This is a genomic window from Aeromonas sp., from assembly GCF_050633025.1.
In the GTDB taxonomy this organism is placed as follows: Bacteria; Pseudomonadota; Gammaproteobacteria; order Enterobacterales; family Aeromonadaceae; genus Aeromonas.
In genome coordinates this window covers 1-6,816 of the sequence record NZ_JBODRQ010000156.1, presented here as the reverse complement: position 1 = coordinate 6,816, position 6,816 = coordinate 1, and the positions used below count along the sequence as shown (strand labels likewise).

General features: G+C 58.9%; 11 protein-coding genes. All 11 read right to left on the bottom strand.

What is annotated here, in order from left to right; genetic code table 11:
• Positions 1 to 449 precede the first annotated feature (449 nt).
• Positions 450 to 767 (bottom strand): phage virion morphogenesis protein, encoded by a 318-nt coding sequence (locus ACRAUW_RS15855; protein WP_431363051.1) that lies wholly within the window; start codon positions 765 to 767, stop codon positions 450 to 452.
• Between the two features lie 123 nt (positions 768 to 890).
• Entirely contained in the window at positions 891 to 2,189 is a 1,299-nt protein-coding gene (locus ACRAUW_RS15850) for a DUF935 domain-containing protein (RefSeq protein ID WP_431363050.1), read from the bottom strand.
• A complete protein-coding gene (locus ACRAUW_RS15845) occupies positions 2,189 to 3,757 on the bottom strand; it encodes a terminase large subunit domain-containing protein (protein WP_431363049.1) in 1,569 nt (522 codons plus the stop codon). Before ACRAUW_RS15845 ends, ACRAUW_RS15850 begins: the two co-directional genes overlap by 1 nt.
• A complete protein-coding gene (locus ACRAUW_RS15840; protein WP_106843604.1) occupies positions 3,757 to 4,332 on the bottom strand; it encodes a DUF3486 family protein in 576 nt (191 codons plus the stop codon). The genes ACRAUW_RS15845 and ACRAUW_RS15840 overlap by 1 nt, the downstream gene beginning before the upstream one ends.
• A 14-nt stretch (positions 4,333 to 4,346) precedes the next feature.
• Positions 4,347 to 4,643, bottom strand: coding sequence for a VpaChn25_0724 family phage protein (locus tag ACRAUW_RS15835; protein WP_013723697.1), 297 nt, complete (start codon positions 4,641 to 4,643; stop codon positions 4,347 to 4,349).
• Entirely contained in the window at positions 4,640 to 4,942 is a 303-nt protein-coding gene (locus ACRAUW_RS15830) for a DUF2730 family protein (RefSeq protein WP_081042918.1), read from the bottom strand. The genes ACRAUW_RS15835 and ACRAUW_RS15830 overlap by 4 nt, the downstream gene beginning before the upstream one ends.
• Positions 4,923 to 5,150 (bottom strand): TraR/DksA C4-type zinc finger protein, encoded by a 228-nt coding sequence (locus ACRAUW_RS15825; protein ID WP_244776889.1) that lies wholly within the window; start codon positions 5,148 to 5,150, stop codon positions 4,923 to 4,925. Before ACRAUW_RS15825 ends, ACRAUW_RS15830 begins: the two co-directional genes overlap by 20 nt.
• A 21-nt stretch (positions 5,151 to 5,171) precedes the next feature.
• Positions 5,172 to 5,393 (bottom strand): hypothetical protein, encoded by a 222-nt coding sequence (locus ACRAUW_RS15820; RefSeq protein ID WP_005353373.1) that lies wholly within the window; start codon positions 5,391 to 5,393, stop codon positions 5,172 to 5,174.
• A complete protein-coding gene (locus ACRAUW_RS15815) occupies positions 5,386 to 5,688 on the bottom strand; it encodes a hypothetical protein (protein WP_431363048.1) in 303 nt (100 codons plus the stop codon). Before ACRAUW_RS15815 ends, ACRAUW_RS15820 begins: the two co-directional genes overlap by 8 nt.
• Positions 5,685 to 6,260 (bottom strand): glycoside hydrolase family 108 protein, encoded by a 576-nt coding sequence (locus ACRAUW_RS15810; protein ID WP_431363047.1) that lies wholly within the window; start codon positions 6,258 to 6,260, stop codon positions 5,685 to 5,687. Before ACRAUW_RS15810 ends, ACRAUW_RS15815 begins: the two co-directional genes overlap by 4 nt.
• Positions 6,261 to 6,343: 83 nt before the next feature.
• Positions 6,344 to 6,816: hypothetical protein (locus ACRAUW_RS15805; protein ID WP_431363046.1), on the bottom strand; the 473-nt coding region annotated here is incomplete at its 5' end.

Here is a 6,816-nt window from a genome sequence, read left to right as displayed (position 1 = left end):
GAGATATAAGGGGTTTTACCCGTGGAACTAACCTGCCCCGCTCACAGCGGGGCGATCCGGGCGCCGTGGCGACAGTTCGCGTGGCCGCCTCACCGGATCTGTTAGAGCACTTACACTCCACAGAGCTTTCGCTCCTATTTTAAGCTTTCGCTAACCTGTGATGTTCTCGCTCAAACCACGATGTGGTTGTGAATGCACGCGCACTATAACTACTTACAACTACAGTTCCAATCGAAAAATAGACCTTTCACTAATCCTCACCAAAATTATTGATTAACATCACATTTTAAACTCGAGCTTGGTCATTAATCATCCAGAATGATTTCATCAAGATGAGCAACGCTCACTAGATATGGTGTTTAAAACTGTTTAAATCTCTCCATAATGAACTCCAGACCTCCCTTCTGCGCCATACCTTTAGCCTAGGGTCATCATCGTACTATAAGGCTTCACAATCGCTCGGGGCTGAGATACCCCTCCAACGTATCCAGCACGCTCTGTTTATCCCCTTCTGACAGCCCCAGAGCGCGGCGCTCTGGCAGGTTGATCTCGGGACGGCCGAACTGGTGGGCGGCACCGTATTCCTGCGGGGTGCCAAAGTAAAGAGAGCGGGGATCAGGCTGGGCTGCCAGCAGTTCTGGCAAAGCGCTGACCGCCGCCACGCCGTTCCCCTGCTCCAGTGAAGCGAACCGTGCCAGCAAGCTGGCCAGATAGTCGCTCGCCTCCACCAACCCCACCATATTGAGCGCACTCTCGTTATTTGCCATCTGATTCCCCCTGCTGCTTGTTGTGCCAACGACAAACTGACGTTACCGCCCCCTCACCCCAACCCTCTCCCGCAAGGGGAGAGGGGGCTAAAGAAGATCGGGCGCTAAAAACAGCCACCGCCATCACCCCTCCCCTTTATCAGCTGGCGGTTTGCTGGCCGACGTAGCGGCAACCAGTTGCGGCTCATCGGGTTCAGCCTGCGGGATCTGCATCTTCTTGTGAGCCCAGTCGAGCGGGATGCGCATGCCGCAGGCGGCCAGCTTGGGCAGGCTGTCGGCATAACGGCAGATATCCTCCGGCTCGGTCACATCAAACTCCAGCCGGGGACTACGGCGCGGCCCCTGGTAGCTCTTGCCATTCAGGGCATAGAGGGGATAGACCAGATCGCGGGTCAGGGTGGCGGCTAGCTGGCGGAGATCTGCATCCCGTACCTCCTGGCGCACCTCGTTATGGACATTGCCCAAAGCATTGGTCGAGCTCTTGCCGTCGGCCTGCGAGGTCAAGGTGCCCCCCAGAATGGCCTTGCTCATGGAGCGCTCGCACCAATCCATCATCACCACAAAGGGATCGGCCTGACCACTGGCGGCATTCTGGAACTCAATCTCCATCCCGCGCGGGATAATGCCCCCGGCGTTATGACCGATGGAGAGCACCGCCTGCAGCAGGGTTGCCTTCTCTTTCTCGGTCGCCCCTTCCGGGTATTTGCCAAGGCGCACCGGCAGGCCGTAGATCTCCAGAAACTCGGCAAGATCCCGCACGCTGTAGTTCTTGAACAGAAACGGCCAGATCAGGGTACGGACAAGGCCGGTGCGGGCCAGATACCCCGATTTGGACTTGGCCTTGTGCAGCAGCCAGCCAAACGGGTTGAGGGCAACCCCTTCATGGCTGTTATCCCGCAGCCGCAGCTGGTTGCGATCATCCGGGTGGGTCTGAAACCAGGCGGGATCACGCCAGATGATACCCTTGGGGATTTGCAGCCCCTCGACCATCTCCCAGCCGCTGAACTCCTGGGCACTGAACCCCTTGAGGATCCCGTCGGTGGCGTCAAAGATGGCATCATCCAACCAGGTGAAGTCCTCCAGCAGCTCCCGGATAAGCTCGGCATCAAGCTTCTCGGCCGGGGTGGCGTTGCGGGGTGGCTCGATTGTCCAGCTCACCCCAAGCAGGGCACGGCGGCGTTTGCCGAGCTCGCTCTGCAGGTGGGCATCCTTCTCCTCCATGTCTTCGGCCAGCTCGCACTGGGCGATCAGGCCCCCTTCCTCGGCCTCTTTCAGTGCAGCAGCCGCTTTTCCTGGGGTCAGCCCGATGGTCGGATGATCGCTGTAGTGACGGCGCAGCTGGGCCAACTTGACATCGTTCTCGGTCTGCGGCTCTTTTTCCAGGCTCATGGCTTTGCCATGGATATCAATGATCCTGCCCATTACCAGGCTCCTCGCTCATATCGGTGATAGTCATCGTTGTTGTCGCTGCCATGGTCATCACGTTTACCTGGTAGTGGGATGAACTCGATGGTGCCCCCCTCCATCCAACTGGCCCGCACCGCCATGGCCAAGGCCACCGCAAAGTCACCGTGGCGCTGTTGGCCCCCTTGGCCGGTGTTCTTGCCCTTGTCGATCTTGGGGATGCCGTTGATGACTTGGATTTTCCCCAAGTCATCCTGCACGTCCGCATGGCGCGGGATGGTCAGGTTGCCATCCTCAAATTCTGCCTTGAGCTTGGGCATCCACTCCCGATACCAAGGGTCATTGAGCATCACGCACTCGATCATGCTGGCGCCCCAGCGCAGTCTGGCAGACTCTGCCAGATAGCCGCCGTTACCGGTGGCATCGAAGGCCGCCGCAGTGAAACGGTGCAACCCCTGCAGCAGGTAGAACAGGATCTGGCGCTGACTCTCATAGGGGGCATTGACCAGCTCCACCACAAAGGGCACCCGTTTGCGCAAGTTGGTTGCAATGGAGAGCGGCACGAACACCGACAAGTCCCCCTTGCGGGCGAAGTCCTCTCCAAACGCATGACGACAACTGTGATCAAGCGCTTCCAGACAGGGCTTGAGGTTCTCCTCGCACCAGATATCCACTACTGCCTTGCGGCTCTCCTCACTCTGCAGCTCGAAGTCTTTGGGGGCGGTAAAGCGCAGGATGGGGATATCCGGTTGCATCGCCCGCTCGATCAGGGTGCGCTTGATATAGACACCGCTGCTCTGCTTGGGTACGCAGAAATACTCCTCAAGGGCATCCTCTTCGGTGGCGGTGGCCTTGAGCAGCCCCGCCTTCCAGGCGTCCTCAGCTTCCTGTGTCCAAAGGCCACCCTTAACCTGGCAGATCCGGCGATAGAGTCCCTGACGGCAGGCATCGTCCAAGCTGATGGTATGAATGGAATACGCTTTGCGGCCCGCTCGGCTGTCGTTTATCAGCTGGTTAAACAGGTTATCGACGCCGTTATGGGTACTGATCAACCGCACCTTGGCGCCCCACATGGTCAGCGCCATGGCGGCCTTGAGCACCTCGGCCAGTCGGTCGTGGAAAGCGGCCTCGTCGATGGTCACATTGCCCTGCATCCCCCGCAGGTTGGAGGGGTTGCTGGAGAGCGCCTGCACCTTGAAGCCCGAGGCGAAATAGACCACGAAGGTGAGGATCGCTTTATCCTCATCGTCGGTGAACACTTCCTCCTGGATCTCACCGGCCGCCTTGTTGTACGCCTTGGCCCACATCGCCACCGCATCGATAAACTCGCGGGCCATCTCCTTGTTACTGCCTACATAAAAGTGGTGGCAACCCCCTGCCGTTTTGGTCTTGGCGGCCGTCAGAGCAGCGTCGGCCGCCTCCGCCCAGGTGATACCGGTACGGCGGCTCTTCTCGGCAATCTTGAGCGGGCTCTCGTCGGCAATCCAGATCCGCTGGTACGGCAGCAAGACCTCCTCGGGGTTATATTCGGTACCCAGGGTCTGGGCCAACTGTTGGGCGATAGGGGTCTGAGCAATGGCGGTCATCAGGCAATCCCCAGGATTTCGCGGCGTATCTCGGCGGCGGCTTCACCGCTCAAGCCCGCCTGAGTCACGATGGCTTCAGTCTTGGCGGCGATCTCTTCGGCAAATGCCTGGCGGATCTCTTTCTCCCGCTTGTGACTCTGCATCGCGGTCGATTCGAGCCGCTGGGCCGCCAGCATGGCGTTCTTCAGCATGTCGATATCCACCGCCTCCTCCGGGTTCTGCACCTGAGCCAGCATCGCCTTGAACAACTGGGAACGGCCCAGCTCCAGAATGAGCTTGGTGGTCTCCCCCATCGGTTTATCGCCAAGCTGAGAGGTCAAGGCGGCCGTGGTTTCACGCAAATCCCGCAGGTGCTGGCCGACCTGTTCAACCTGGCTGGCATGACGGCTTAACCCGGAGCGGGAGAGCTTGAGATCATCGGGCAACCCCGCCTCCTCGATCAGACCGTTGATTTCATCCAGGATGGCGGCCTGACTGTTGCCTTTGTCCCGCAGCATCTCGTTGAGCGCGTTGCGGATAGACTCAGGCAGCAGCCACACCTTGCTGGCGCGGCCTCGGGTAGGCTTCTCACTCATGCTTAATCCTCCCCTTAATCCCCAGCCCTGGGCTTCTTGACGCCGGGCACCGTTGCCCGGCCCTCTGCCGCGTCCTGGCCCCGACCGGTCAAGTGAGCCACCTGCACAGTGGCCAGTCGCTCGATGCGCACCAGTCCCTGCTCTTCCAGCCAGGCCAGCAGGGTCTTCACCCGATCCCGCGTCACCCGGCCGGTACCCAGCTGGTCGAGGCAGTCATTGAGGATTGACTCGTTGGCGGCACCACCGATATCCAGCAGGGAGCGCAGGATCACCAGCCGCTGCTGGGCGTCCAATATCGCTTGAATACTCATGCCTTCTCCTTGAGTTCATTTTCCAACAGCAGATCGGCAAGGCGACGGGCTTGGCGCAGCTCCGGCTTCACCTCCCGCAACTCCCCCCGCAATTCGCTTATCTCCAACTGCAGCTTGTGCAGCTCACGCTCGCTCGGCAGATCAGCCAGTACCTGCTCCACCCGCTGTACTCTCTGCACCAGAGCAGTGAGGTCTTCGCGCTTGGCGTAGGTCTTGGAGAGCAAGATGATGACCACCAGACCCACCAGGCTGGCCAACGCATAGAGCGGGCCCCAGTTCTTAACGATGAATTCCCACACGGGTCGCCTCCTTGCGCTCATACAGGGTCTGGCACTCGATACAGCGCTCGGCACCAGGCTCGGCTGCAAGGCGGGAGGGCGGGATGGCTTCGTCACAATCGCAGCAGATACCATCGCCGTGTGGCCTTGCCCTGTTCTGGTGGGCTTCGATAATGCGCCCAGTCCGATCGGCATCGGCCTGCTGGGCGCGGTCTATATGGTCTGTCACATGACCTCTCTCGTATGGCTACTAACGGACGGTATGGGTCGCCTTGATGCGGCCCCAGATGGCGAGCAGGCCACCCACCGCACTGGCCAGATCCACCAGGGTGGATGCCAGGCTAGCTTGGGTACCCGCATCGACCGGCACACCGAACAGGCCCGCAATACCGGCCCCCACGGCAATCACACCACCGATCACGGTGCGGCTTTTGAAGGCAGACTTCGCTTGAGGTAACAGGGAATCAGGCATGATGGACTTCCTTTTGTTGAGGTTGGGAATGACGGGCACGGGCCCGCAGGCGATCCAGTTCGGTCACCGAACGCCACCCTTTCTCGAACAGGGATTGACGGGTCTTGTGGTGGCTATAGAGCGGGATCGCCTTCGGGTCAGCGATCTGATTGGCCAAAGCGGCCTTGAGATGGGCTTTGCGCCCATCCTTGAAGCAAGCGAGATAGCGGGGGTTCTTGAGCTCAGGAATGCCAAAGCAGCCCGCAGCCTGGATCGCGGCCGCCGCCTTCTGTTGCTTGATGGTCAGCACGCTCATACCACCACCTCGCCAACCACGTCAGAAAGGAGGTAGCTCTGCAGACGCAGCAGCCGGTTGATCCAGCCATCAGCATTGGCCCACTGGCTCGGGTCTTTGCGCACAATGCCGTGCATGAAGCTGGCCCGCTGCATCATCAGCGCCAGCAGGAACTGGCCCTCTCCCTTGGCGCCCAGTTGCTGCTTGAGCCTGCCAATAGATACCGGGCCAAGGCGACCATCTGCCATCACCCCCAAGACCTGCTGCAGCTGTTGGATAGCGCGTTTCGGCCCGTGATGCACCGCTGCATCAAACACGGCGATAGAGAGTGCAGGGCTTAAGCTCGCAATCAGGTCACAGCGGGCGGGCATCCAGTAGTTCTGGCGGTAAAAGGGCTCGGTATGGGCCGGGGTCAAATCACCAATAGCAATATCGGGTACCCCATCCCGATCGAGGTCGGCCATGCCGTCCTTCTTGCCATCGGCGGCATCGGCGATGCCGTACTTGGTATGACCACCACGGTCGGCGGGATGGTTGACTTCGCCCCCTTCCACATCGGGACGAAGCAGCCATTTAAGTGCGAGTGATAACATAAAGGCCCCTCGGTGAACTGCGTTATCAGCAGCGTACCGAGGGGCCTCTATGGCATGGGTTTATGGTGGGTTAGTACAGTGGTCTATTCAAAATTCATAGGAAGCTGGCGAAACGCAGTAATGTGTTCCAACACTTCATCAATGACATACTCAGAACGAATTTTGTTACCTTCTAACCACTGAGTTTTGGTGTACCTAACACGTAAGGTATCCCCGCTGCAGAATGCCTCTTGGCCAGAAGCAACTCTTGCAGTAAATCGATCATCCTCAACCAGAGCATAAATCTCTGCTGTTCCATCATGGAAACGCCACTTATTATCATCCTTGAACGTTAAAGAGACCAACCGAAACAGCCCTGTTCCACTGGTCGTCTCTGGCGTCACGTCCTCTGGCTTGGGTGAGTTAAACCATTCCCGCTCAGATTTGAGCACTTTGAGGTTCGTTGAACCTTCAATACCTGTTGAGAACAGCTCAATCCCTTCCTCAGCAAGTGGTGCCATCACCCCTTCCAAGGATTGCCGAACCTCATAAGAGCGGTACAAATCCAACACTGGGC